This window comes from Pseudarthrobacter sp. NKDBFgelt, from assembly GCF_046097905.1.
GTDB classification, from domain to species: Bacteria; Actinomycetota; Actinomycetes; order Actinomycetales; family Micrococcaceae; genus Arthrobacter; species Arthrobacter polychromogenes.
In genome coordinates this window covers 24,898-48,500 of record NZ_JBJURL010000002.1, presented here as the reverse complement: position 1 = coordinate 48,500, position 23,603 = coordinate 24,898, and the positions used below count along the sequence as shown (strand labels likewise).

The window sequence follows — 23,603 nt, the reverse complement described above, 5'->3', positions numbered from 1 at the left end:
TCAGCTGTTGCACGCATCGAAGTAATGAAGCCCTGGCTGGGCCAGGAGGAAGCTCATGCGCTTGCCGAGGTTGTCTTCTCCGGATGCGTCACACAGGGTCCGAAAGTCAAGGAGTTCGAGGTCGACTTCGCAGCCGCACAAGGGGCCAGGTTCGCAGTAGCCACGTCGAGCTGCACCACCGCGCTGCATTTGGCCCTCGTGGTGGCGGGAATCGGTCCAGGGGACGACGTCGTTGTCCCGTCGCTTTCCTATATAGCCACGGCCAACGCCGTGACGTACGTCGGCGCACGCCCCGTCTTCTGCGACGTGGATCCTGCCACCGGCAACGTGACCGCGGAGACCATCCACGCCGCCCTGACCCTGGATACCCGGGCGGTGATCGTGGTGGACCAGGGCGGAGTGCCCGTGGATCTGGACCCCATTCGCGATCTGTGCGACCGCCACGAAATCACGGTCATCGAAGACGCTGCCTGCGCGGTGGGCTCGCAGTACAAAGGAAAACCGGTGGGCGCCGGCGCCCACATCACCGTATGGTCCTTCCATCCCAGCCACATCCTCACCACCGGGGAAGGCGGCATGCTCACCACCCGGCGGGCGGACTGGGCGGCCCGGGCCCGGGCCCTGCGGGAACATTCAAGCAGCCTGGCAGCCCTCAACCGGGAAGAACTCTTCCTGTCGCCCCGTGAAGTCTGCCTCGAAGTCGGCTTCGACTACCGCATGACCGACCTGCAGGCCGCCGTCGGAATCATCCAATTGCGGCGGCTTCCGGAAATGGTGGAGCGGCGCCGGAAGATCGCGGGCATGTACGTCGACGCCCTCAAAAGCCTCAAAGGCCTCAGGATCGTGTCCGATCCTCCATACGGCACCACGAACTATCAATCCCTGTGGCTGGAAGTCCTCCCGGGGTTCCCCATGACCCGCGAGGCCCTGCTGGAAAGGCTGGCCGACGCCGGCATCACCGCACGGCGCGGGGCGTATGCCGCGCACCGCCAGCCGGCGTACCGCTGGCGCGACAACGGCAACGCCAGGCTGCAGTCCACGGAGCGGCTGAGCGACCGCACCCTGGTCCTCCCTGTGTTCCATGAGATCGACTCGTCCAGCATCAACCGCGTCATCAACGCCATCCGGAACGCAGCGCACCCGGTGGGCACGTGAGTGAGCTGATCCTTATTTCAGTGAGCGGCCTTGCCCGTGAAGTCCTGGCGATGGTGCGCAGCAGTGGCCAGTACGACGTCGTTGGCCTGCTGGATGATGACAAGGAGATGGCCGGAGTAACCGTGGACGGGGCGCCTGTCCTGGGGAGCATCGATGATGCGGCCAACTACACCCATGCGTTCCTGCTGGTGTGCCTGGCGTCCGGGAAGGCCAGGGAAGCCGTGGTGGACCGCCTCACGTCCCTGGGCATCCATGAATCGCGGTATGCAACAGCGGTGGATCCCTCAGTGCAGTACCCCGAAGGCTGCCGGATAGGGCGGGGAAGCATCCTCTTGCGCAATGTCACCCTGACAGCCGCCGTCACCCTGGGCTCCCACGTGGTGGCAATGCCCTCGGTGACTTTCACCCACGACGACGACGTGGCGGACTTTGCGACGTTCGGCGCGGGCGTGTCATTGGGCGGCGGAGTCCGGGTAGGGAAGGCTGCCTACCTCGGCATGAATTCCAGCGTCCGCGACAGGACGTCGGTGGGCGACTATGCCACCGTGGGCATGGGTGCTGCCGTGCTCAGTAACGTCCCTGCCGGAGAAACGTGGGTTGGAGTCCCCGCCCACGAAATCGACCAGCACCTGTTCGCCTTCGGGAAGGAACCGTCCCGCTAGACCGCCGTCCGGAAGAACTGCGCGGTCACCGCGGCCAGGCGCCAGGGATCCTCCACGCCGCACAGCTCCCGCGCGGAATGCATGGACAGCAGCGGAACGCCCACGTCCACTGTCCGGATTCCCAGGCGGGTGGCGGTCAACGGACCGATGGTTGAACCGCACGGAATCGCGTTGTTGGACACGAACTCCTGGTAGGGAACACCGGCATCGGCGCACAGCCGGGCCCACAGCGCCGCACCGGGGGCGTCAGTGGCGTAGCGCTGGTTTGCATTGATCTTCAGGAGCGGTCCGCCGTTAAGCACCGGATGGTTGGCGGGGTCGTGCCGCTCCGCGTAGTTGGGGTGCACAGCGTGTCCGGCGTCCGCGGACACACAGAACGACGCCGCCAGTGCCTGCCGCCGCTGGCTCACCGTGGCGCCCAGCCCGTCAGAGATCCGGACCAGGACATCCTCAAGGATGGGACCACAGGCACCCGAGCGGGAGTTTGAGCCGATTTCCTCATGGTCGAACGCCGCCAGGACGGCGATCGGGCTGCCGGTACCGGGCGCGGACGCGTGCGCGATCAGCGCCGCCAGCCCCGCATGGGTGGAGGACAGGTTGTCCAGGCGCCCGGAGGCAAAAAACTCACCGTTGCCCCCGAAAACCGAAGGGGCCTGCGTGTCCGCCATGACGACGTCGTACCCGCCAATGTGGGCGGGGTCCACGGAAGCGCCGGAAACGTGGGAAGCCAGCACGGCCAGCAGGTCGGCATCCGCGGGATTGCCGAGCCCCCACACCGGATTCATGTGCCGCTGCTTGTCCAGTGCCAGGCCGTCGTTGACAGCGCGGTCCAGGTGGATGGCCAGCTGCGGGAACCGGAGCATTGGCCCGGTGGCGGTCAGGTGCTCGGTGCCGTCCAGCATGACCAGGCGTCCGGCCAGCTGCAGTTCCCGGTCAAGCCAGGAGTTCAACAGCGGTCCGCCGTACACCTCCACGCCCGCCTGCAGCCAGCCGTGGGCACCCGTGGTGGGCTTGGGCTTGAGCTTGAAGGTGGGTGAATCCGTATGCGCGCCCAGGATGTTGAACCCGGTGGCCGGCCCTGCCCCTTCGGGAACAACCCAGGCAATCAGCGCGCCGTCCCGGATAATGAAGTACTGTCCCGGCCCGCCCTCCCAGGGCTGCAGTTCATCCAGGCGCACAAAGCCCGCCTCCTCCAGCCGCCGCCCCGCCTCGTGCACGGCGTGAAAGCTCGACGGCGATGCGCTGACATAGGCGCCAAGGTCCTGGATATGGTCTGCGGCGGAGGCAAGGGAAGGCATGGTCTCGAGTCTAGACGGCGTTGAACCGCGGATCTCAGTAGTCCGGGTTGCTCGGCACCACCAGGCCGGTTTCGTACGCGTAAACCACGGCCTGGACCCGGTCGCGCAGGTGGAGCTTGGTCAGGATGCGGCGGACGTGGGTTTTCACGGTGGCTTCCGAGAGGTAGTACCGGTGGGCGATTTCTGCATTGGACAGCCCCTCAGCCATCGCCTCCAGCATTTCCGTTTCCCGCGGGGTCAGGTCCGCCAGCAGGGGGTCAGGTGCAGGAACGGCCGGGGCCGGGCGGGCGGCACCCCGGACATATGTTTCCAGCAAACGCTGCGTGACGCGCGGTGCCACCACGGCGTCCCCGCTGGCCACCACCCGGACAGCGCTGACTAAGTCCGACGGCGCCACGTCCTTGAGGAGGAAGGCCGAGGCTCCTGCCTGGAGGCCGGCAAAGGCATACTCGTCCACGTCGAAGGTGGTCAGGATGATGATCCGGGCACAGGAACCGGAGGCGGTGATGGCGCGCGTGGCCTCGATGCCGTCCAGCACGGGCATGCGGACGTCCATCAGCACCACGTCCGGGCTCAGCTCCCGGGCCTGCCGCACCGCGTCGGCCCCGTCCGAGGCTTCCCCAACAATCCTCAGATCCTCTTCACCCTCCAGGATCAGGCGGAATCCCATCCGCAGCAGCGGCTGGTCATCAGCCAGCAGGACGTTGATGGGTGCGTTTCCGGTCATGGGTTGCCTTGCAGTTCGTAGGGGCGGATGGAACCGGTGGAGTCGTCCTCGGGCCAGGACAGTACAGCGTGGACTCGCCAGCCCCGGCCGCTGGGCCCGGCTTCCACGGAACCGGAATAGATCCTGGAGCGTTCAGCCATCCCGGCCAGCCCCTGTCCGGATCCATGGGAACCAGCAGCACCGGACGGGGAAGTACCTCCATCCTGGGCGGGGTGCCCGGTCACTCCGGAGCCGTCGTCGAGCACGTCAATGGTCACCGTGGAGCCGGAGCGGACTACGGTGACATCCACCCGGGTCAGGGCGCGGCCGTAGCGGAGCACGTTGGTGAGCGATTCCTGAACGATCCGGTACACCGTGAGCTGGAACGCAGCATCGCCGGGCAGGGCAGGCCCGGTATGGGAGTAGTGCAGCGGCAGGCCCGCGGTGCGGAAGCCTTCCAGCAGGCTGGCCAGGCTGTCCCCGGCAGTCAGCGGCGGCCGGGGCGCGGCGGTGCCCGTGTCATCACGCAGGACGCCCAGGACCCGGCGCATGTCGGCGAGGGCGGTGCGTCCCGTCCGGGACAGTTCGCCGAGCACCTCGCCGGCACGCTCCGGGCTTTTCCGGACCACGACGGCGGCACCGTCGGAGAGGCTGATCATCACCGTCAGCGAGTGCGCCACAACATCGTGCATTTCGCGTGCAATCCGGTTCCGTTCGTTGACGGAGGCAAGACTCGCGGTCCGGGCGGCCCAGGCGGCGACCTCCTGCTCGTGCTCACGGCGTTGCCGGACGCTGATGCCGAGGCCGGTGGCCAGGATGTTGGACAGGGCGATGCTGGCGCCGGTGGCGATGCTGGTCAGGAGGTGGAAGTCGCCCGGGTTGACTCCCGGATCGTGGACGAAGGAGTTTTCCATGGGTCCCACGGCCGCCAGGAGATAGAGGAGTGCCAGCGGGGCCGTGGCCGCGGCCATGGTGATGAGCGCGAAGCGGCGGGTGTGGGCCACCGCCACGGCATACAGCGAGAACCACAGTCCCGCGGATACGTTGGAGCCCCAGGGGTGGAGCAGGGTGACCGCTACCTCCACCACAGCGACAAAAGCCACCAGGCCCACGGGATAGAACCGCCGCAGGACCATGGACCCTGCCACCAGCACCAGCAGGGCGGCTGCAAGCCAGTTGCCGGACCTGGCCGCGTCCACCACGGTGGGTGCCACCAGGAGGCTGTAGCTGGCGGCCACAACAGCGTCCATGACCAGCGGGCGCCGCTGCAGGTACCGGCGAAGCCGTCCTCTGCGCCTCGCCGTGAGCTCGGCAAAGGACGCGTCGGCCTGCCAGGCCGGCGCGTCCTTAATAATTGCCGTTTGGTTCATACGTCTGGGTTGCCCGTTCCGTGGATGCTAGACGTCGCGCTTCTTCAAGATGATCATGGCTGCAGCCACCGGAACAACCACCCACACACCAAGCCACGTCCAGGCCTGCCAGACCTCCAGTGAGTCTTCCGCGGGCGCGGCTGTCACGATCCGTTCAAAGAGGCTGTCCGGCAGGTACTTCCGCGCTTCCTCGAAGAATTCCCCCGGGATGAGCTGGAAGGCAATGGGGACCACGAAGAACAGCCCCACCAGTGACATGATGCCCCCTGCTGAATTGCGCAGGAGAGTCCCCAGGGACATGCCGATTGCCGCGACTGCTGCCACGTACACGCCGCTGACCAGCAGGAGGCGCCGGGAATGGTCGGAACCGAGGTCGATATCAAAACCGTAGTTGTCCAGGATGGGGGTGGCCGCCACGTAAGCGAGCAGGGACGATGCCACGGTCACCACGAAGGCACATGCCGTCACCACCAGCAGCTTCGCAATGAAGGCCGGGGTACGTTTGGGGACCGCCGAGAAGGTGGATCTTGCCATGCCGGTGGTGAATTCCGAGCTCATGAGCAGAACCGCCAGGGATCCGATAATGAGCTGCGCGAAGGCGATGCCGGATGTCGGGATTCCCGCCGTAAGGTCAGCGCCCTGGGCGGCGAAGGCCGCAGCTGCCTGGGGATCGTTCTGGGATGCCTCGGAAAACTGTCCGATGCCCCAGGCATTCAGGGCGGCAAAGCCCACCATCACCAGCACGGTGGATCCGACCAGGATCAGGGTGGAGAGGAGGGTCCGGAACTTGATGAATTCCGAGTTGAGGACGCGCAGGAAGCTGGGACCGGGACCAGCCGTGCCCTGCGGCCGGCTGGATTGAAGTGCTGCTGTGCTCATTGCTGTCCTCCGGTCTGGGTGGGCGCCGCAGCTCCCGTGGTGATGAGGGAGTGGTACTCCACCTCGTCCTTGGTCAGTTCCATGTACGCCTCCTCGAGGCTCGCCTGGAGGGGAGTGAGCTCGTAGACCATGATCCTGTTGTCCAGGGCTGTCCGGGCGATGTCCCTGGCGGGCAGGCCCGTGACCTCAAGGAGTTCGTGGTCCTGGACCTCCACGGAGACGCCGTCGTCCGCGAGCAGGCGCATGAGCTGCTCCGGCTGGTCCGTCCGGACGCGGGCACGGGACTGGCCCTTGCCCGTGATAATTTCGCCGATGGGGGCATCAGCAATGATCCTGCCGCGGCCAATGACAATCAGGTGGTCGGCGGTCATGGCCATCTCGCTCATCAGGTGGCTGGACAGGAACACTGTCCGCCCTTCCGATGCCAGGTACTTCACCAGGTTCCGCACCCAGACCACACCCTCCGGGTCCAGGCCGTTGACTGGCTCGTCGAGGATGATGGTCTGGGGGTCTCCCAGCAGTGCGGCGGCAATGCCCAGGCGTTGCCCCATTCCAAGGGAGAACCCCTTCACTTTCTTTTTGGCCACCTCCCCCAGGCCTGTCATCTCGATGACCTCCTGGACCCGCTTCCTTGGAATACTGTGGGTCGCGGCCATGGCCAGGAGATGGTTGTACGCGGTGCGGCCGGTGTGGACGGCCTTGGCGTCAAGGAGTGAGCCCACTTCGCGCAGGGGTGCGGCATGCTGCGCGAACGGCACCCCGTTCACGGTGACGGAACCCGACGTCGGCCGGTCCAGTCCCATGATCATCCTCATGGTGGTGGACTTTCCTGCGCCGTTGGGTCCCAGGAAACCGGTAACGCGGCCTGCCTGGACGGTGAAGCTGACCCCGTCCACGGCGGTTTTGTCGCCGTAGACCTTGGTCAGCCCTGTTGCCTCAATCATGGAGTGTTCCTTCGAACGGCAGCTTGTGGACTGCGGGATGCATTGCAGAAGACTGGTACGTACGCACCACGCTACCCACGCCGGGGGCGGATTACGCCGGTCTCAGGGATGATTCAGGGGCGGGTCAGGGTAGTCCCCTTGGATGACCGGTGGTCACCGGGGCTGTGGCGAGTAGTAGGCAAGGGTCCTGCGGCGCACCGTGTATTCGACGCTGCGCACACCGGCCAGCGCCTCACCGTCCACCGCCAAAGCCATCGGCGACCCGCCGGCATCGATGCGCACCCGGGTTGCCTCTGAGAGGTGGGTGATGCGCGAGGTTGCCACGGTACCCGTCAGCACCGACCACAGCAGCCGTAGCCGGGCGAATGACTCGTCTGCCGTAATCATGCGGACGTCGAGCACGCCGTCGTCCATCACGGGCCGGAACAAGGGGGCGTGGTCACGCGGGTAGTACCGGCCCCGCCCCACATAGGCGATCCACACCTTGTGCCGCCTGCCGTCGACAGTGAGGGTGGTGGGGGTTCCGGCCGCGAAGGTACGGAACATCGCCACCACCCCGGCCAGGGGTTTTCCCAGCGCAGGCTGCAGCTGTTCCCGGCGGCGCACGAAGTTCGGGTACAGGCCAATACTTGAGGTGTTCAGCATGGTCAGCTGTGCCCTTTCCGGGCTGCCGGCCAACCCGCGCTCCACCGTGACGATCCCTATGTCTGCCAGCGCCGCCTCTCCCCTGGCAGCGGCGGCTACGGCCTCCTTCAGGCTCCCGGTGCCGGCGTCCCGGGCAAAGTGGTTCAGGGTACCGCCGGGGAGGACCAGCAGGGGCAGGGAACGCTCGACGGCGGCAGCTGCGGCGGCTCCGACGGTTCCGTCGCCGCCCCAGACCCCGAGGGCTCGCGTGCCGGGATGCTCCGCTGCCAGCCGGATCTCGCGGAGGAGATCCTGGTCAGGATGGACAGATGTAATATGCGCCTTGGGGAATACCTCTTGCAGGGCGGCAGCCGTCTCCTCCGTGAAGGACCCGCCGAGGGTGTTGACCACGATGCTGAGCCCCATGCCGCCGGGTAGTTCCGCTGCTGTGGTCCACGTTCGCGCCACGTCCGGGAAAGGGGGGCGCACCGGCCACCACGCGCGCGTCATGAGTGCAGCGGCGGCACCCAGGGCAGAACCGAAAAAGACATCCGAAGGCCAATGGGCTCCGGTGTGGACGCGGGAATAGGCTACGCCTGCCGCCACCGGAGCCAGCACGGCCCCAATGACGGGCTGGACGAGTCCTGTACCCACGGCGAAAGCGACGGCCGACGCAGAGTGCCCGGATGGCATGGAGGAACTTGTCGGCTGGGGGTGGACGAACCGGAACACCGGAAGATGTTCCGGCAGCGGCCGCGCCCGGGGGAGCAGGGTTTTGAAAACACCGTTTGTGACGGCGGAAGCCACTGCCTGGGCGATGAGGCCGTGCAGTGCCGCACGGCGCGGCCGTCCCGGAAAGGCGGCCATCGCTGCGGCAGCCGCAATCCAGAGTTTTCCGTGGTTTGCGGAGGCGGAGAGGCGGCGGAAGAAGGCATCATGGTTGCCTCCCGGAAGATCCGAGACATGCCGCACCAGGTATCTGTCCAGGCGGCTGATCCAACGATGGCTTCCTCGCCAGGTGTTCTGCATTCCATCACCCTACCGTCCGGTGAATGGAGGTTCTCCAGCCTCGCAGAAAGCCCGTTCGCCGTATTACGCTGCCCTCAGGGGCTTTGCCGCTCCTGCCAGCACGAGTGCCAGGAGGATCGGCGCGAGAATGGCCAGGAGCGCCAGGTGTATGCCGGTCAGGTCGCCGAGGTATCCCAAAAGGGGAGGACCGGCGAGGAACGAAACATACCCCAGTGTGGATACTACGGACACCCGGGTCGCAGCATGCTTCGGGTCGTCCGCAGCGGCAGACATGCCCATGGGGAAGGCCAGCGCTGCTCCGACCCCCCACAAGGCGGCCCCCACAGCGGCCAGCCACACGTTTCCGGCTAACACAAAGAGGCACAGCCCGGCCGCTGCGGCAGCCATGCTCGCCCTAAGGACGGCAACACGGCCGTACTTGTCGATGACGCGGCCGCCAAGGAACCGCATTGCCGTCATGGCCAGCACGAAGAGGGCGAACATCAGCGCGCCGGTGGATTCAGAGGTGCCCAGGCCGTCTACGGACGCTTTCGCGATCCAGTCATTACCTGCACCCTCCGTCAGGGTGGCACCCAGGACCACAACCCCTATGAGCAGGGTGCGGCTGTCACGCCAGGCTGACGGTCCCTTGGCTGCCTTTGGTTCTCCGTCCGGTGTGGCGGTGGAGATATGCGGGAGGAAGTAGCGCGGGGCAGTCAGCATCACCACAACAACCACACCGGCGATGACCAGCAGGTGCAGGGGCAGGCCGACGCCCACGGTGGAAAGTCCGGCACCGATCAGTGCACCGACGAAGGCACCGCCGCTGAACGCTGCATGGAACTGCGGCATGATGGTGCGCCGCAGCTTATGCTCCACGTCGGCACCCTCAATGTTCTGGGCTACATCCCAGAGTCCGATTGCGATCCCGAAGAAGAACAGGGCAACGGCCGTTCCGGGAATCGACGCAACCGAGAGCGAAGCGGCGATTCCGGCACCCGCGAGGGCCGCCAGGATGCCGCCAAAACGTGCGGTGTTTGCGGTCCCGATCCTGCCCACCACCAGCCCGGCGGTAGGGAGCGCCAAGAGCGAACCCACGGCGGTGCACAGCAGGAGGGTGCCCATCTGCCCGGAGGTGATCTGCAGGGTCTCCGTGACCGCGGGGATCCTCGCGGCCCAGCTGGCAAAGACCAGGCCGTTGATGCCAAAAACCACAAAAGTGGCTGCGGCGGCAGCGTTCAGTCCTGCCTGCTGCCCGGTACCGGTATTGATGCTCATACAGTCACTACTTCCAGGGAGTATTCGTCGAGTTGCGCGCGTTCTTCGGCGTTGAAATTTTTGTCCGTCACCAGGACGTCCACCCGTTCCAGGCCGGCAACCAGCGCCCGGGCTTGAGCGTCCCATTTGGCGGCGGAGGCAGCCACGATCACCCGTGCGGCGGATTCCAGGCCGGCGCGCTTTACTGCCGCGTCGTCGATGTCGTGGGCCAGGAGGCCTGCCTTGGGGTCCACGGCGCAGGGTGTCACAACAGCGGTGTCGAAACGCAGGGAGCGGATGTTGGATTCGGCGAGCGGGCCACGGAAGCTCAGCTCTCCGGGGACAAGGCTGCCGCCGGGCAACAGCAGGGCCGGGCGGGTACCTGCAGTGGGTTCGCCGCCCGCGAGGACGTTCAGCGACCTGAGCGACATGGGCATCACTGTCAGCTCCCTCGCTTCCACAGCGCGGGCCACCTCCGTAGCGGTGCTGCCGCTGTCCAGCCACACATGCTCGCGGTCCCCCAACAGCCCTGCTACTGCGGCCGCAATGCGCTTCTTGGCATCCTGGTCCTCCAGCTCGCGCTGGCCATAGCCTGGATTTTCGCCGCGCCCGATGAGGCTCCGCGCTCCGCCGTGAACACGGCGGAGGACGCCGTTCGCTGCCAGGATCTCGAGGTCCCGCCGGATGGTTGCCCCCGACGCGCCGCAGGCGACCGTCAGCTCGTCCACGGTTACCTCATGGCGCTGGCGGAGCAGCCCGGCAATGGTGCGGTGCCGCTCGTCAGTCCTCATGATCAAATGCTAGCAACTCTGATCATTTGATCATGAACGCTCTCTCACTTGATGCCGGAAATACCGCAACGCTCTCTCCCTTGATGCGGGAAATTACTCATCCCTCTCTCACCGGTGAGAGGGGGATGGCCAGAAAGTTGCAGGGAGTGAGAGAGCATCGGGGTCAGCGGACGCGCTCCACCCGCTTTTCATCCCATACCGGCTCTGCGGATTCATACACCTTGCCGTCGGATCCGAACACCAGGAAGCGGTCGAAGGTGCGCGCGAACCAACGGTCGTGGGTCACGGCGAGGACGGTTCCCTCGAAATGGTCGATGGCCTTCTCAAGTGCCTCGGCTGAGTGCAGGTCCAGGTTGTCCGTGGGCTCGTCGAGGAGCAGCAGGGTGGCGCCGCTGAGCTGCAGCAGCAGGATCTGGAACCGTGCCTGTTGCCCGCCCGAGAGGGACTCGTACTTCTGTTCCGACTGCCCGGCCAGTCCGTAGCCGTCCAGTGCTCCGGCCGCGGCCTCCCGGCCCAGGCCGGACCGGTGCTCATCGCCGCGGTGCAGGATTTCCAGCAGCGTCTTGCCCAGGAGGTCGGGCCGGACGTGGGTCTGGGCAAAGAACCCGGGGCGGATCCTGGCGCCAAGTTTCACGGTGCCCTCGTGCGGCACTTCGGCGATTTCGACGTCGGAAACGGGCAGGTGTTCCCGCTCCGGATCGGTTCCGCCCGTGGCCAGGAGCCGGAGGAAGTGCGACTTGCCCGAGCCGTTGGAGCCCAGGACGCCAACGCGGTCCCCGAACCACACTTCCGTGGAGAAGGGCTTCATGAGTCCGGTAAGTTCCAGCTTCTCCGCCACGATGGCCCGCTTGGCGGTCCGCCCGCCCTTGAGCCGCATTTGCACGTTCTGCTCGATGGGCAGCGCCTCCGGCGGCCCGATCTCCAGGAACTTGGCCAGGCGGGTCTGGGCTGCGTGGTACCTGTTGGCCATGTCGGAGCGGAACGCGGCCTTGTTCTTGTACATGTTGACGAGTTCCTTGAGCTTGGCGTGCTCCTCGTCCCAGCGCTTCCGCAGTTCCTCGAAACGGGCGTTCCGGTCTGCCCGGGCCTCCACATAGGAGCCAAATCCGCCGCCGTGGATCCAGGCGCCGGCACCGTTGATGCCGGGTTCCAGCGTCACGATGCGCCCCGCAGCATTGTTCAGCAGCTCGCGGTCGTGGCTGATGAAGAAGACCGTCTTCCTGGACTCGTTCAGCTTGTCCTCAAGCCACCGCTTGCCCGGAACGTCAAGGTAGTTGTCCGGTTCGTCGAGCAGCAGGAGGTCGTCAGGGCCGGCAAAAAGCGCTTCGAGCACCAGCCGCTTCTGCTCACCTCCGGAAAGGCTCGACGCCGGGCGGTGCTGCGCGCGGTCAAAGGGAAGTCCCAGCGCGGCCATGCATACCTCGTCCCAAACGGTTTCAACGTCGTAGCCGCCCGCATCTCCCCAATCCACGATCGCCTGGGCGTACCGCATCTGGCTTGGCTCGTCGTCGTGCTCCACCATGGCCAGCTCGGCGTCGTCCACCTCGCGCGCCGCTGCCGCCAGGGCAGGCGGGGCGGCGGACACCAGGAGGTCACGCACGGTGGAGCCGTCCCGGACCTGGCCTACGAACTGGCGCATGATGCCCATGTTCCCGGACCGCCCGATCACGCCTTCATCCGGCACCAGGTCCCCGGCGATGATGCGGAACAGGGTAGTCTTCCCGGTGCCGTTGGGGCCGATCAATGCGGTCTTGGTGCCGTCCGGGACCTTGAAGGTCACTCCGTTAAGCAGCTGGGTGCCGTCGGAGAGGAAGTAATCAATGCCGGAAACGTCAATATGGGCCACGTATTCCATCTTCCCACGGCCACGGCACGGAGTTTTTGTCCAGGTATGCAGGCTTTGACGGCCTGGAAGTCTGCATATGTGGACAAAAACTACCCAGCTGCGGTGAGGAACTCCTTCAGCAGCGGCCCGGACGTCGTCGCTCCCAGTCCGCCGTCCTCCACGAACACGGCCACTGCCAGGTCGCCGTGGACAGCCACGATCCAGGCATGCGTCTTCGGGGGAGTCTCTTTGCCGTATTCAGCGGTCCCGGTCTTTGCCCCCACAGGTGCTCCGGGAACGCTCGCCAGGAAGCCTGCATGCCCGGAGGTGACCACGGCGCGCATCATGTCACCCAGGGAAGCGGCCTCGGCGGCGGTGATCGGCTCACCCGAGGCCGTCGACGGCGCTTCCGCCGTGGCGGTGGCGGAAGGCTGCGCCGCCGGTGCCGTGGAACCGCTCGTCGTGCCGGCAGCGGCAGCACCGCCGTCGGGATTGAGGACCAGCTGGGGCGACACCGACGCGCCCTTGGCCACGGAGCCTGCCATCATGGCCGCCGCCAGGGGAGAAAGCAGCACCTTGCCCTGCCCGATCATGGACGCGGCGTGCTCCGTCCCTGCCGCCTCGCCGGGGACGGATCCGAGGAACGCGTCCGCGCCCAGGGACGGTGCTTCGACGGCGATGCCCATGGCCAGGGCGGCAGCCTCGAGCTGTCCTTGTGACACGGTGTCCCGGGCGGCGATGAACGCCGTGTTGCAGGAATGCGCAAAGGCGTCACGCAGGGTGACGGAGCCCAGGGAATCTTCGGGATAACCATCGGCGTTCTTGAAGGTGCGCCCGTCCACCGTCAGCGTCGGCGTGCACTCCACCTTGGAATCAGGGGTCAGCCCGTTGCGGAACATGGCGAGCGAGTCCACCATCTTGAAGATTGACCCGGGCGCGTACTGGCCCAGCATGGCCGTGTTGTAGCCGTTACTGCCGGGACCCGAGGCCACGGCCAGGACGGCACCGCTGGAAGGGCGCAGCGCCACGATCGCCGACGCCGGGCCCACCTCCTCCAGGGTGGTCTCCGCCAGTGCCTGCAGCGTCGGGTCGATAGTGGTCTTCAGCGGTGTACCGGGCTCAGGCGCCACTTCAAAGAGCACACGCCGGGGGTCAGTTGCTGCGGACTGGATCTGTTCGCGGGTCAGGTCGGCGCGCTGCGCGCGGATTACGACGGCGTCCGTCCCCCTGAGCTGTTCGTCATACTGCTGCTGCAACCCGCCGATGCCGGTCACATCACCCGCCGTCAGGGCACCTTCCGAGGCTTCGATCTGCTCAGCAGTGGCTTCCCCGACAGTGCCGAGCACGGCGCGGGCGAAGGTCCTGCTGGGTGCCAGCGGCACCGAGGCGGCGATGGCACGGGCGCCGGGGATGGCTGCAATCTGCTCGTTGGTGATGGTGCGGCCCTCATCCCGCAGGGTAATCGCGGAAACAAAGGCTTCCGCCCCGGAGGCCTTCACCTGCTGGACGTAGCCGGCCGGGTCAACCCCAACGAGTGCAGCGAGCCTGGTGGCAGAGTCGGTGGGATCGGCAGCGCCCAGCTGGGGCTTGTCAATGCCGACGTTCACCACCGGCCGGTAGGTGACCAGGGGGACGTCCCCCGCCCCGAGGATATCCGCGCGCTGTGGGGACTGGGCCCCCTTGGTGAGGATCTCGCTGTCAGCGAGCCCGGGTGCCAGGGTTGCCGGGTCCCAGACCGTAAGCCATTTGTCCCCGGACTTCTTAAAGTTCGCCGGTACGGTGTATTTCCACTCTGCTTCACCGAATTTCCAGGTGTAGTTCAAGGGCGCCGAGGCGTTGTCGCCGTCCAGGGTGATGCTGCCTGCTTCAACTGCGGGCTTCTGTGGATCCAGTGCCTTGAACACGCCGCGCAGCTGGTCGTTGGCGGCAGCGGCGTCCTTGCCGTCGAAGGCCACCCCCGCAACATCCAGTCTCGAAACGGCTGTGGCAAATTGCTGTGCTGCGGTTTCTGCCCCGCTCCTGCCGTCGTCGCAGGCCACCAGAGAGGTTCCCAGAATGAGCGCAGCTACGGCAACCGAAAGTTTTCTTGATTTCCCCATCCGGCCATTATGCCCCGGGACAAGCAGTGCGCCTGGCGATACTGGCGGTATTACAGGCGGTTCTACGGGCGCTGCCGGCTGCTATGCGCCACCCAGGCCCAAGGACGGAACGGGCAGGTGGAATATGTCCTTCAGCGCATGGGTTGCCGCGTGCAGGCCGGGCATACCGGTGACCCCTGGGCCGGGCGGCGTGGAGGAGGAACAAAGATAGACGCCGCGCAGGGGAGTGCGCCATGGATGCCGGGACACTACGGGCCGCTGGACCAGGCCGCGAAGGTCCATGGTGCCGGCGCTGAAGTCGCCGCCGATGTAGTTCCGGTTGTACTCTGCCAGCTGCGCCGCCGTCACCACGTTGGTGTCCACCACGAGGTCCCTGAAACCGGGGGCAAACCTCTCCAGCTGTGCGGTGATGGCTTCTGCCATGTCCTTGGTTGATCCAGCCGGTACGTGGCAGTAGGTCCACAGGGTGTGGCGGCCGGCGGGAGCACGCCGTGGGTCGAACCGGGAAGGCTGGGCCACCAGCACGTAGGGGCGTTCGGGGTGCCGGCCGGCACTGACCTCGTTTTCCGCGTGTGCCAGTTCCGCCCTGGTTCCGCCCACGTGGACCGTTCCGGCGTCAGCCAGTTCCGCAGCCTCCCACGGCACGGGACCGGACAGTATGAAGTCCACCTTGCACGAGCCGTTCCCGTAGCGGAAGGACTCCAAGGCTTTGCGGTAGCGGGCGGGAAGGGAGTCACCGGCCATGTCCACCAGTCCGCGCGGCGCAACATCAAGGAGCGTGGCCCGCGCGGGTGGAAGGTCCGTCAACCGGTTGATGGGGGTGTTTGTGTGGAGGACGCCGCCATGCGCCTCGATGTCCGTTGCCAGGGCGGCGGCGATGGCAGCAGAACCGCCCAGGGGAATGGGCCATCCTTCAGCGTGGCCCAGCGCCCCGAGCATCAGCCCTGCTCCGGAAGCGGCCAGGGACGGAAGGTGGGACACGGCATGGGCCGCAACACCGCTGAGGAGCGCAGGCGCTGGCTCCTCGCGGAACCTGGCATTCCAGAGGCCCGAACCTTGTTCCAAGGTCCGCAGGCCGAAAATGCCCGCGGCCACAGGGTTGCGGGGAAGGCGGAAGAGCTGGTTCTGGGTGAAGTCCATAACGTCGTCGATGTTCCGCACGATGGGGCCCATGAGCCGCCGGTACGCAGCTCCATCCCGGCCGAGTCCCGCTGCGGTCCGGTCAAGCGACCGGTAGGCGAGGGCGGACCGTCCGCCGTCCAGCGGTGATCCGAAGGAGAGCTCAGGAGTGACAAGCTCCATCCGCCCGGAAAGCTCGAAGGCCCGGAAAAAGGGGGAGGCCAGGGCCATTGGATGAACGGCCGAGCAGACGTCATGGAAGTGGCCCGGCTGCATGAGTTCTGCCGTACGGGTTCCGCCGCCGACCACGGGCGCGGCTTCGAAGACCTCCACGGCAAGCCCTGCCCGCGCCATGACGGCCGCGGCGGCCAGCCCGTTGGGTCCTGCGCCCACCACCGTAACGTCAGGCATCGGATGCTGCTTTTTGCGGGAGCGTGGAGCCGGCCCGGCGGCGGAGGTTCAGCCGGAACCGGTCCGGCGCTCCGGTGAACGGACCGCCATGCGGATCGTCCAGGTGGTGCCGGCGGATGGGATCGTACGAGGGGTCGTAGATATCCCAGGTCACCCGCGCCATCAGGTAGGCGAGGGCCAGCATGTGCGCGGCCACGGCCAGGACGTAGTAGGGCATATCCAGGTTGTGCTGGGAGGAGCCTGCGCTGGTCACCTGTCCAAGGTACATCCACACCGCAGCCCAGTGGAGGCCCTCGATGCCCTGCCAGACCAGGAATTCGCGCCACCGCGGCCTGGCAAGCGCGAGGAGCGGGATCAGCCATACAACAAATTGCGGTGAATACACCTTGTTGGTCAGGATAAAGGCCGCCACAATCAGGAAGGCAAGCTGGGCCAGGCGCGGGCGGCGCGGTGCGGTCAGGGCAACAACGGCAATGAGGCCGCAGCCGATCGCAAACAAGCCGAGGGACAGCAGGTCTACGGCCGCACCGCTCAGTTCCTGCCCCCTTAACCGGCCAAGCACCAGGTTGTAGGCGAACCAGGGTGAGCTGTATCCGGCGCCGCGGTCGGCCGAGAACTGGAAGAAGTAGGCCCAGCCCGGGAAATTAGCGACGGCGAAGGGGAGATTGACAACGCTCCACGAGACGGCCGCGGCCCCCGCCGTCTTGAGGAACGGCTGGAACCGTCCGGTCCGGAGGGCAAGCAGGAGGATGGCGCCCAGAATGAGCAGCGGATAAAGCTTTGCGGCCGTGGCAAGCCCGATGAAGACCCCCGCCAGCACCAGCCTCTCCCGGGAGAAGAAGTACATACCCACGGCAAGCAGGGCCACCGCCCAGAGATCCCAGTTGATAGTGCCGGCCAGGATGATGCCCGGCGCTAAAGCCACCATGGCTGCGTCCCAGGGCCGGCGGACGCTCATCCGCGCGGTGGCCAGGACCGTGACCACCGCGGCCGCGGCCAGAAGCACGGCATTGATGTCGAAGTAGGCCAGGATCCGGGCATCCGAGGCTCCTGCGCCGGGGACCAACCAGGCCGTTATCCCGGCAATAAGGCCAGTCAGGACAGGGTATTCAAACTGGCTCCCGGTGCCCAGGATGGGAAAGTTCCCGTCTGCCAGTCCGCGGTTCCGGAACAGTTCGGGGAAGTCGGAATAGCAGGTGGCGTAGAACTGGGTGGGGGATTCCCATCCGTTGGCGCGGCAGTATCCCTTCAGCATGATGCCTGCCAGTGCCGCCAGGACGGTCAGCAGGATCAGTACCCGCTCCACGGTGAAGACACCGGGGGAAACTATGCCCGGAGCGGACCGGGCTCCAAGGGGGCCGCCCACCAATTCCGTGAAGTTCCTCAGCAGGACATCGCTGCGGCTTGGAACAACGAGGCGCAGCCTTCCTCGATGCTCGGGCGGCTGGGTGTCCTCCATGGCTTCGAGCTTACCGCCGTGTCCGGAACCCGGTTGGCGCCACGGGCCGCGGAGCCCACGCGTCACGGCGTGGGCTCCGGCCACAGGTTCGCTGGTGTTCACGATGCCTCCTGGCTGAGGTACTTCTTTCGTGGCTGCCCGGGTCACCCGGGCGGTGCCCTCCCTAGCGGGTACCGCCGATCTGCTGGTGCATCAGGACGAATACATCCTCGCGCTGCTTTTCCAGCAGGGTCTCGTTGAACTTCCTCCGGCTGCTGCGCCGTCCTTGGGCCGGCAATAGGAGTTTTCGGAATTTTTTCATGGTCATCACCTCCTTTCCCTGTGGGATGGCATGCATAAAGGGGCACGGCAATTAAGCCCTTTTATGGCGGATATATCAGGGAATGCAGCAGGGCACTATGGGCAGCACGAATAGAATTACGCAGAAACTGGCGCCAATTCCCTGCACATCGGCACTAAAGCAGCATTGTGCAGGGAAGAAAGGCGGAAGAGTGCTAAGGGGAAAGTCCGTGCTTCCGCGGGAACGGTTTGGCAATGCTGCACCTGCACCAGGCCGGTGTCCAGCCGGACCGATGCCCGCTGACGGACGCTGCTGCCTGGGCTCCAGGCGGGAGTAGCGGCTAGGAGCCGGCGTAATCCCTAAAGGGGCGCGCAAAAGCATCAGGGGCCGGGGCAGCGGTGATGGTCATCTTCCATCCGCTAGTCAAAGTAATCATTTTCCCAACCTCCTTTTCTGCTCTGCCGCTGCACGGGCCAAGGACCCGGCACGGTGCGCCGCGATCCCGGCGGGACGCTCTGGGATCAGGAATAAAATTACACCACCGGTTGGACTATTGGCTACTTAATATCCAAAAATTGTCCAACCTTATTTTGGTGGTCTCTTTTAGAGGCCCCATCGGACGATCGCAGGCGTCTTTTTGTCCCACCCCAGAGTGCAGACCTTTGCGGTACCCAGAATGAAATGGCGGCCTTCCGTAGGCGGCAATTCCAGCCAGCGTGCGGTAAGGATCCTTGAGAAATGGCCGTGGGCCACAATCAGTACATTGTCCATGCCGGACTCAAGCACGCGCCCGATAATCTTGTCTGCCCTGGCCGCCACCTCGTCCAGCGTTTCGCCGTTGGGAACGCCGTGGGTCCAGATGAGGTAGTCCGGATTGTCCTTGCGGATCAGGTCCGAGCTAATCCCTTCGTAATCGCCGTAGTTCCACTCAACAGCCAAAGGTTCGTGCTGGGCATCGGGGAAGCCGGCAAGCTCGGCCGTACGCCGCGCGCGCCTCAACGGCGAGGTGAGCACCAGGTCGAAGTCCACGGGGTCCAGCACCTTCCGGGCCTCCACGGCCTGCTGTTCACCCTCGACGGTCAGTGGAAGATCCGTAAGCCCGGTGTACTGGCCGCTCTTGGACCACTCGGTCTCACCGTGGCGGAGGATCCAGAGCTGGGGCCGTGGGGCAAGGGCAGGAATGGTCACTTGGACTCCTCAGAATGGGACGGCTCGACGACGGCGGGGGACGTTCCAGCGCCAGGCGCCAAGGGCGTGGGTTCGGCAGGCGCTGATTCAGGCTGGCCTGCCCACCAGCGGAGCAGCCGTGCTTCCGCATCCTCCGCGGGCAGGGGACCGTTCTCCATCCGCTCGTTAAGCAGGAACTTGTAGGCGCGCCCCACCACCGGACCGGGTTTGATGCCCAGCAGGGCCATGATCCGGGCACCGTCAAGGTCGGGCCGCACGGCATCCAGCGATTCCTGCTCACGGAGCGCGGCGATGCGGGCCTCGAGGTCGTCGTAGGCGAAGGCCAGTCGTTCCGCTTTCCGCTGGTTACGGGTGGTGACGTCCGAGCGGGTGAGCCGGTGCAGCCGTTCCAGCAGCGGCCCGGCATCGGTCACGTAGCGGCGGACTGCGGAGTCGCTCCAGCCGGCGTCCCCGTATCCGTAGAAGCGCATATGGAGCTCTACGAGGCGGGCCACGGCTTTGGTGGTGTCATTGTCGAAACGCAGCGCCTTCATCCGTTTGGAGGTGAGCTTCGCTCCCACCATGTCGTGGTGCCGGAAGCTCACCGCGCCGCCCGGTTCGAAGCGGCGCGTCGCCGGCTTCCCGACGTCGTGCATTAATGCTGCGAAGCGCAGCACAAAGTCCGGACCTGGCACCGGACCCTCACTGTCCGTCTCCAGCTCCGCTGCCTGTTCCAGGACCTGGAGGGAGTGCTGGTAGACGTCCTTGTGCCGGTGGTGCTCGTCCGATTCCAGCCGCAGCGCCGAAACCTCGGGCAGCATGAACTCGGCGAGTCCTGTGTCCACCAGCAGGTCCACGCCGACGCGCGGGCGGGCGCCGCAGATGAGCTTGACCAGTTCGTCCCGCACCCGTTCGGCGGAAATGATGGTGATCCGTTCGGCCATCTGCGTCATGGCCTGCCGGACGTCCTCGTGGACGGAGACTCCAAGCTGGGCGGCGAAGCGTGCCGCGCGCATCATCCTCAGCGGATCATCCGAGAAGGACGCTTCCGGCGCCCCGGGAGTGGCCAGCACGGAGGCATGGAGGTCGCGTACGCCGCCGAAAGGATCCACCAGTTCCAGGGAGGGCAGCTTCAGGGCCATGGCGTTAATGGTGAAGTCCCGCCGGAGCAGGTCATCTGTCAGGGACGAACCGAAGGCCACCACGGGCTTGCGGGAATCGGGATCGTACGCCTCCGCCCGGTAGGTGGTGATTTCGATCTGGAATCCTGCCTTGCGCATGCCGATGGTTCCGAAGGCGCGGCCGATCTCCCAGTAGTTGTCCGCCCACTTCTTGATGAGGGCAACCGTCTGGTCCGGGGTGGCATCGGTGGTGAAGTCCAGGTCGGGGGAGGTCCGGCCCAGGAAAAGGTCACGCACCGGGCCGCCCACCAGTGACAGCTCGTGGCCGGCGTCCACAAAGCGCCGGCCGAGCTCCAGGACCACCGGGTCCACCTGGAAATCGACGGTCTGGGAATCTGTCTTGTGTTGTGCGTGAGCCATAGTTACTTAAGCTTGTCAGAAACCAGCGCATCGGCAGGCCAAAATACGGTCAAGATCGTGCGGAATCACTCCACCGCCGGCAAAGTGCGTCATATGCAGTCCATGTTGGTGTCATGTTCCGGTCATCACGAACGGGCAACAGTCGTTAGAGTGGACTCCATGGCCCATCCAGTACCGAGCGCTCCCGGCAGGAGGACAAACGCACCATTGCCGTCGGCAATCGGTGCGCACGTTGCCCCTGCCCAGCATGCGGCACCGGCATCGTTGCCCACGGTTGAGGAAGTCTCGGCCGGCGGCGTTGTAGTGGACACGTCCGACGCCGAGTTGAGGGTTGCGATCATCGCCCGCCTTAACCGCGGCGGACGTTTGGAATGGTGCCTGCCGAAGGGCCATCCGGAGGGCAAGGAAAACAACGAGCAGGCAGCGGTCCGGGAAATTGCCGAAGAAACCGGCATCGAGGGGGACATCCTCGCGCCGCTCGGAAGCATTGACTACTGGTTTACAGTCAGCGGCCACCGGGTCCACAAGACGGTCCACCATTACCTCCTGCGGGCAACGGGCGGCGAACTGACCATCGAGAACGATCCGGACCAGGAAGCCGTGGACGTGGCCTGGGTTCCCATCCAGGAGCTGGCCCGGAAGCTGTCCTTCCCCAACGAACGCCGGATTGCCGACCTCGCCCGCGAGGTTCTCCCGGAGCACCTCTAGGACTGCAGGTTCCCGGACGCAGGGCGCCTGCGTTGCGGCTTTAACTGCCTTCGGGTGAGACGATGAAGTCGATGTCAGCTACCAACTTTCCTTCCGATAAAGCCGGCCGGCCCGGCGATGCCGTCCCGGACGGCGTTCCCCCCGAGCCGGCGGGCCCGGACAGCACCCCTGGCGCCGTGGCTGCCAGTGAAACCCGGTCAAGTGCCATCATGGCCGCCGGGACGCTCGTGTCCCGGTTCCTGGGCTTTGGCAAGACCTGGATGCTGGGCACGGCGCTCGGCCTGGGCTCCACTGTCAATGACACCTTCATCAATGCGAACAACCTGCCCAACCTGATCTTCCTGCTCGTGGCGGGCGGGGTGTTCAATGCTGTCCTTGTTCCGCAGATCATCAAGGCAAGCAAGGCCCCGGACAGGGGAGCGGACTACATCAGCCGGCTGCTCACGCTGGCTGTGCTGCTCCTGCTGGGACTGACGGCGCTGGTGACGCTGGCGGCACCCTGGGTCATTGAACTCACAACGCAGGGATACACTCCGCAGCAGAAAGCGCTGGCCGTGGCCTTCGCTTTCTGGTGCCTGCCGCAGATCTTCTTCTATGGCCTGTATGCCCTCCTGACGCAGGTCCTCAACGCCAATGGGGCTTTTGGACCCGCCATGTGGGCGCCCATCCTGAACAACCTGGTGGCGATAGCCGGCCTGGGGATGTTCATCTGGATTTTCGGCGAGAACAAGGTGAACCCGCACACCCTGGACAACTGGGGCGCCACCCAGACCCTGCTGGTAGCCGGGTTCTCAACCATCGGCGTCATTTCACAAACAGCCATCCTGATGATCCCCGTGATGAGGCTGAAGCTTGGAATCCGGCCCCGCTTCGGCTGGCGGGGAGTGGGACTGGGCCAGGCAGCCAAGCTGAGCGTCTGGACCCTGCTGACCGCCGCCGTCGGGCAGCTCGCGTTCCTCTATGTCATGCGTATCGCCACCATCCCCGGCGCGGAACGCATCAGGCTCCAGCAGGCAGGGGACCCCTCGGCCTACATGCTGCCAGGAAACGCCGTGCTGGAGGTGGCCAGCCAGCTCTACCTGCTGCCGCACTCCATCATTGCCCTGTCCCTGGCCACGGTGCTGTTCAACCGGATGACCCGGGCCTCCCAGGACGGCAACCGTGACGCGTTGCGTGAAGCCCTCTCGCACGGACTGCGGACCATGGCGGTGGCAACCGTGTTCGGTGCACTGGCGCTGTTTGCCCTGGCAGGTCCCCTCGGCATGTTCTTCTCGGGCGGGCTCCGCCAGGACGGAGTGATGCTGGCCCAGACGCTCACCATCCTGGCGCTCAGCACGCCGTTCATGAGTGCCAACTTCATGATGTCCCGTGTCTTCTACGCCAATGAGGATGCGCGCACACCGTTCTACGTCCAGCTGCTCCTGGCCGTTGTCTACGTGGCCGGGGCGTTCGCCATCCAGTTCCTGCCCGTCACGCAGATCATCTACGCCATCGCGGTCCTCTACATGGTGGGCAACATCCTCTCCGTGGTCATCAGCGCCTGGTTCCTGCGGCGCCTCCTGGGGCACCTGGACGGGCCGCGGATCGCCAACTCCTACATCCGCATGGGGTATGCAGCGCTGGGCTCCGCCATCGCCGGCGCGGGTGCCCTGTGGCTCCTGGGGAGCTACAGTCCGGACGGGTTTGCCTGGCGCGACAGACTGGCAGCCCTCATCACCGTCGTTGTGGTGGGCCCAATCATGCTGGTGGCCTACTTCTTCCTCCTCAAGCTGTTCCGGGTTTCCGAACTGCGCGACCTTCTCCGGCCCCTCCTCGGCCGGCTGGGGCGCGGCGGACCGGCCGCACCTCCCGCTGGAGGCGGGACCCCGCCGTCGGACGCGCCCTCCGGTGCGCCGTCTGACTCACCGCATGATTCACCATCCGGTGGGCGCCAGCAGCCGGAACGTGCCACCACGTCCGTTGACACAGGCCTCATCCCAAGGATTTCAGGTGAGTTCGACGCCGTATCCTTCAGGGCCGGGCCGGCCCCGGAGCAGGCGGCGCCCGGACGCGGGGCGCGGGAAAAGGAACCGCTCGACGGCGATGGCCCGCCAACGTCCGACGGCGACTACCTCCCGGGAGAGGACCAGCCCAGCACGGCACGGGGAGGTTTCCTGCGGGAGCAGATCCCCCTTCCAGGGCGCCGCACCTTCCAGGGGAAGCCCGGAGAGAACCCCCATTTCAAGCCGAGGAAACCCCGGAAAAAGTGACGTTCCCGCGGTTTCCGGCTGCCTTCGTCCAAGGTGGAAGGGACGCAATCG

19 protein-coding genes are annotated in these 23,603 nt (G+C 65.8%); 4 read left to right on the top strand and 15 right to left on the bottom strand.

What is annotated here, in order from left to right; all coding sequences use genetic code 11:
* Nucleotides 1–24 precede the first annotated feature (24 nt).
* Both ACKAE7_RS00955 and ACKAE7_RS00950 read left to right on the top strand, forming a co-directional pair.
* Nucleotides 25–1,155 (top strand): DegT/DnrJ/EryC1/StrS aminotransferase family protein, encoded by a 1,131-nt coding sequence (locus ACKAE7_RS00955; RefSeq protein ID WP_188810992.1) that lies wholly within the window; start codon nt 25–27, stop codon nt 1,153–1,155.
* A complete protein-coding gene (locus ACKAE7_RS00950; protein ID WP_188810679.1) occupies nt 1,152–1,817 on the top strand; it encodes a NeuD/PglB/VioB family sugar acetyltransferase in 666 nt (221 codons plus the stop codon). The genes ACKAE7_RS00955 and ACKAE7_RS00950 overlap by 4 nt, the downstream gene beginning before the upstream one ends.
* Here the strand turns inward: ACKAE7_RS00950 and ACKAE7_RS00945 are convergent.
* From ACKAE7_RS00945 to ACKAE7_RS00875, 15 genes are all read right to left on the bottom strand, one after another.
* Nucleotides 1,814–3,115 carry a M18 family aminopeptidase gene (locus ACKAE7_RS00945; RefSeq protein WP_408978284.1) on the bottom strand — a complete coding sequence of 434 codons (1,302 nt, stop codon included), beginning with the start codon at nt 3,113–3,115 and terminating at the stop codon, nt 1,814–1,816. The two genes, ACKAE7_RS00950 and ACKAE7_RS00945, sit on opposite strands and share 4 nt — an antisense overlap.
* A 34-nt stretch (nt 3,116–3,149) precedes the next feature.
* The gene (locus ACKAE7_RS00940) at nt 3,150–3,842 is read right to left on the bottom strand and encodes a response regulator transcription factor (RefSeq protein WP_188810675.1); all 693 of its coding nucleotides are present in this window, start codon (nt 3,840–3,842) and stop codon (nt 3,150–3,152) included.
* Nucleotides 3,839–5,191 carry a sensor histidine kinase gene (locus ACKAE7_RS00935; protein WP_408978283.1) on the bottom strand — a complete coding sequence of 451 codons (1,353 nt, stop codon included), beginning with the start codon at nt 5,189–5,191 and terminating at the stop codon, nt 3,839–3,841. Before ACKAE7_RS00935 ends, ACKAE7_RS00940 begins: the two co-directional genes overlap by 4 nt.
* A gap of 27 nt (nt 5,192–5,218) precedes the next feature.
* Nucleotides 5,219–6,070 carry an ABC transporter permease gene (locus ACKAE7_RS00930; protein WP_190613052.1) on the bottom strand — a complete coding sequence of 284 codons (852 nt, stop codon included), beginning with the start codon at nt 6,068–6,070 and terminating at the stop codon, nt 5,219–5,221.
* Complete coding sequence (locus ACKAE7_RS00925; protein ID WP_188810669.1) at nt 6,067–7,014, bottom strand: ABC transporter ATP-binding protein; 948 nt, start codon at nt 7,012–7,014, stop codon at nt 6,067–6,069. Before ACKAE7_RS00925 ends, ACKAE7_RS00930 begins: the two co-directional genes overlap by 4 nt.
* A 153-nt stretch (nt 7,015–7,167) precedes the next feature.
* Nucleotides 7,168–8,667, bottom strand: coding sequence for a bifunctional phosphatase PAP2/diacylglycerol kinase family protein (locus tag ACKAE7_RS00920; protein WP_408978282.1), 1,500 nt, complete (start codon nt 8,665–8,667; stop codon nt 7,168–7,170).
* A gap of 63 nt (nt 8,668–8,730) precedes the next feature.
* On the bottom strand, nt 8,731–9,924 hold the full coding sequence (locus tag ACKAE7_RS00915) for an MFS transporter (protein ID WP_408978281.1): 1,194 nt from the start codon (nt 9,922–9,924) through the stop codon (nt 8,731–8,733).
* The gene (locus tag ACKAE7_RS00910) at nt 9,921–10,694 is read right to left on the bottom strand and encodes a DeoR/GlpR family DNA-binding transcription regulator (protein WP_408978280.1); all 774 of its coding nucleotides are present in this window, start codon (nt 10,692–10,694) and stop codon (nt 9,921–9,923) included. Before ACKAE7_RS00910 ends, ACKAE7_RS00915 begins: the two co-directional genes overlap by 4 nt.
* 163 nt (nt 10,695–10,857) lie before the next feature.
* The gene (locus tag ACKAE7_RS00905) at nt 10,858–12,540 is read right to left on the bottom strand and encodes an ABC-F family ATP-binding cassette domain-containing protein (protein WP_408978279.1); all 1,683 of its coding nucleotides are present in this window, start codon (nt 12,538–12,540) and stop codon (nt 10,858–10,860) included.
* A gap of 89 nt (nt 12,541–12,629) precedes the next feature.
* A complete protein-coding gene (locus ACKAE7_RS00900; protein ID WP_408978278.1) occupies nt 12,630–14,618 on the bottom strand; it encodes a penicillin-binding transpeptidase domain-containing protein in 1,989 nt (662 codons plus the stop codon).
* Nucleotides 14,619–14,699: 81 nt separating this feature from the next.
* Entirely contained in the window at nt 14,700–16,148 is a 1,449-nt protein-coding gene (locus ACKAE7_RS00895) for a phytoene desaturase family protein (protein ID WP_408978277.1), read from the bottom strand.
* A complete protein-coding gene (locus tag ACKAE7_RS00890) occupies nt 16,141–17,607 on the bottom strand; it encodes a glycosyltransferase family 87 protein (protein ID WP_408978306.1) in 1,467 nt (488 codons plus the stop codon). Before ACKAE7_RS00890 ends, ACKAE7_RS00895 begins: the two co-directional genes overlap by 8 nt.
* A 163-nt stretch (nt 17,608–17,770) precedes the next feature.
* Nucleotides 17,771–17,908: a hypothetical protein gene (locus tag ACKAE7_RS00885; protein ID WP_188810656.1), complete on the bottom strand. Its 138-nt coding sequence runs from the start codon at nt 17,906–17,908 to the stop codon at nt 17,771–17,773.
* A 582-nt stretch (nt 17,909–18,490) separates the two neighbouring features.
* Nucleotides 18,491–19,075 carry a histidine phosphatase family protein gene (locus ACKAE7_RS00880; protein WP_102976429.1) on the bottom strand — a complete coding sequence of 195 codons (585 nt, stop codon included), beginning with the start codon at nt 19,073–19,075 and terminating at the stop codon, nt 18,491–18,493.
* Complete coding sequence (locus ACKAE7_RS00875) at nt 19,072–20,595, bottom strand: CCA tRNA nucleotidyltransferase (RefSeq protein WP_408978276.1); 1,524 nt, start codon at nt 20,593–20,595, stop codon at nt 19,072–19,074. The genes ACKAE7_RS00880 and ACKAE7_RS00875 overlap by 4 nt, the downstream gene beginning before the upstream one ends.
* Before the next feature lie 207 nt (nt 20,596–20,802).
* Here ACKAE7_RS00875 and ACKAE7_RS00870 point away from each other — a divergent pair, with 207 nt between their 5' ends.
* Together ACKAE7_RS00870 and murJ are read left to right on the top strand one after the other, a co-directional pair.
* On the top strand, nt 20,803–21,303 hold the full coding sequence (locus ACKAE7_RS00870) for an NUDIX hydrolase (protein WP_104186702.1): 501 nt from the start codon (nt 20,803–20,805) through the stop codon (nt 21,301–21,303).
* A 71-nt stretch (nt 21,304–21,374) separates the two neighbouring features.
* Complete coding sequence (gene murJ / locus ACKAE7_RS00865) at nt 21,375–23,552, top strand: murein biosynthesis integral membrane protein MurJ (protein WP_191035113.1); 2,178 nt, start codon at nt 21,375–21,377, stop codon at nt 23,550–23,552.
* Nucleotides 23,553–23,603 lie beyond the last annotated feature (51 nt).

Excerpts from the sequence above, each read along its gene's own strand:
- ACKAE7_RS00945 (WP_408978284.1), bottom strand. The coding sequence starts at position 3,115 with ATGCCTTCCCTTGCCTCCGCCGCAGACCATATCCAGGACCTTGGCGCC.
- ACKAE7_RS00955 (WP_188810992.1), top strand. The coding sequence starts at position 25 with ATGAAGCCCTGGCTGGGCCAGGAGGAAGCTCATGCGCTTGCCGAGGTT.
- ACKAE7_RS00895 (WP_408978277.1), bottom strand. The coding sequence starts at position 16,148 with ATGCCTGACGTTACGGTGGTGGGCGCAGGACCCAACGGGCTGGCCGCC.
- murJ (WP_191035113.1), top strand. The coding sequence starts at position 21,375 with ATGTCAGCTACCAACTTTCCTTCCGATAAAGCCGGCCGGCCCGGCGAT.
- ACKAE7_RS00910 (WP_408978280.1), bottom strand. The coding sequence starts at position 10,694 with ATGAGGACTGACGAGCGGCACCGCACCATTGCCGGGCTGCTCCGCCAG.
- ACKAE7_RS00900 (WP_408978278.1), bottom strand. The coding sequence starts at position 14,618 with ATGGGGAAATCAAGAAAACTTTCGGTTGCCGTAGCTGCGCTCATTCTG.
- ACKAE7_RS00920 (WP_408978282.1), bottom strand. The coding sequence starts at position 8,667 with ATGCAGAACACCTGGCGAGGAAGCCATCGTTGGATCAGCCGCCTGGAC.
- ACKAE7_RS00915 (WP_408978281.1), bottom strand. The coding sequence starts at position 9,924 with ATGAGCATCAATACCGGTACCGGGCAGCAGGCAGGACTGAACGCTGCC.
- ACKAE7_RS00875 (WP_408978276.1), bottom strand. The coding sequence starts at position 20,595 with ATGGCTCACGCACAACACAAGACAGATTCCCAGACCGTCGATTTCCAG.
- ACKAE7_RS00930 (WP_190613052.1), bottom strand. The coding sequence starts at position 6,070 with ATGAGCACAGCAGCACTTCAATCCAGCCGGCCGCAGGGCACGGCTGGT.
- ACKAE7_RS00940 (WP_188810675.1), bottom strand. The coding sequence starts at position 3,842 with ATGACCGGAAACGCACCCATCAACGTCCTGCTGGCTGATGACCAGCCG.
- ACKAE7_RS00890 (WP_408978306.1), bottom strand. The coding sequence starts at position 17,607 with ATGGAGGACACCCAGCCGCCCGAGCATCGAGGAAGGCTGCGCCTCGTT.
- ACKAE7_RS00885 (WP_188810656.1), bottom strand. The coding sequence starts at position 17,908 with ATGAAAAAATTCCGAAAACTCCTATTGCCGGCCCAAGGACGGCGCAGC.
- ACKAE7_RS00935 (WP_408978283.1), bottom strand. The coding sequence starts at position 5,191 with ATGAACCAAACGGCAATTATTAAGGACGCGCCGGCCTGGCAGGCCGAC.
- ACKAE7_RS00925 (WP_188810669.1), bottom strand. The coding sequence starts at position 7,014 with ATGATTGAGGCAACAGGGCTGACCAAGGTCTACGGCGACAAAACCGCC.